Genomic DNA, 668 nt, shown 5'->3' with positions numbered 1-668 from the left:
GTATAGCGCATAAGACTGGAACACCATCGCCACCCCTCGTTCTGATGGTGGAGTGTCGTTAACGACATTGCCCGAAATAGATATTGCTCCATCACTGATGTCTTCCAGACCGGCAATCATACGCAAGAGCGTTGATTTGCCACAGCCCGATGGGCCAACAAACACCACAAACTCACCTTCTTCTATCGACAAGTTTACGTTGTGAATGGTTTGGGTATCGTCAAAACGTTTTACGACATTGGATAATTGGATCGAAGACATTTTAAATTCCTCTTAAATGGTAATAAATAAAGTGTGTGATCTAATTCGTCTTTTATTTAGTAAATTTTATTCTCACTTGTCTGATTAATCACAATAACTGCTAGCTTTAGTGATTTAAATCACATCAATGAATAGCCTGTATGGAAAAAATAACACAAAGGAGCATAGTTGCACCATAAATTTTATTTTTACCAAAAACGAAAGGCGTGAAATTTTATGGATAATAATAAATTTAGTAAAAAACTATCTGCTCTTGCAGTTACCGCTCTATTTTGTTCGCCAATGGCGTTAGCGCAGCAGTCCTTATTAGTCTGGGAAGACATTCAAAAGTCTTTGGGTAATGAAGAGGCGGTCGCAGCGTTTGAAAAGAAACATGATGTGAAAGTGAATGTGCTTGAAATGCCATA

General features: G+C 38.2%; 1 protein-coding gene and 1 pseudogene. One reads left to right on the top strand and one right to left on the bottom strand.

Annotated elements, in window-relative coordinates:
- Nucleotides 1–261, bottom strand: a 261-nt coding sequence (locus tag R8O11_RS28255) for an ATP-binding cassette domain-containing protein (protein WP_318195003.1), incomplete at its 3' end; no start/stop codon positions are given.
- 216 nt (nt 262–477) lie between these two features.
- Here R8O11_RS28255 and R8O11_RS28250 point away from each other — a divergent pair.
- Nucleotides 478–668: pseudogene (locus tag R8O11_RS28250) on the top strand (cyclodextrin-binding protein); the annotation flags it as partial.

It is taken from the genome of Vibrio sp. 1288, from assembly GCF_033344475.1.
This window is presented reverse-complemented; position numbering and strand designations above follow the sequence as displayed.